We start from the raw sequence: 446 nt of genomic DNA, 5'->3' as shown, positions 1-446 counted from the left end.
TTCTGTGCCTCCCACGGCTTATGGCAAGTTTATGTCAACCATTTTTATGCAATGGGTTAAAAACGATGTGGGTGAAATTTTCATCCGTCAGTTTGAAAGCTTTGTCAGCCGTTTTTTGGGGAATGGGCATACCAGTTGTATTTTCCAGGAGTCCTGCAAGGATAATCTGGTTGTTGAAAGTAATGGAGATATTTACGAATGCGACCATTTTGTCTATCCACAGTACAAAATTGGAAACATTAATAAATCTGAACTCAAAACGATGAACAGTGTACAACTGACAGCGCAAAAAAAACGGATTCCAGCGAAATGTCAGCAATGTGCATATAAACCTATCTGCAATGGCGGTTGTCCTAAGCATCGTATTACTAAAGTAAACAATGAGACTGTTTCTTATTTTTGCGAAGGTTATAAAATCCTTTTTTCAACCATGGTACCTTATATGA

The 446-nt window shown here is 37.9% G+C and carries 1 protein-coding gene; it reads left to right on the top strand.

Features of this window, described 5'->3' with window-relative positions; translation table 11 throughout:
- Nucleotides 1-46 precede the first annotated feature (46 nt).
- A partial coding sequence (locus K0039_RS25430; protein ID WP_228106906.1) for an SPASM domain-containing protein occupies nucleotides 47-446 on the top strand: 400 nt, incomplete at its 3' end.

This window comes from Terrisporobacter mayombei (genome assembly GCF_020748465.1).
Classification (GTDB): Bacteria; Bacillota; Clostridia; order Peptostreptococcales; family Peptostreptococcaceae; genus Terrisporobacter; species Terrisporobacter mayombei.
The sequence above is the reverse complement of the archived record's forward strand: the minus strand, read 5'-3'. Positions and strand labels throughout refer to the sequence as shown.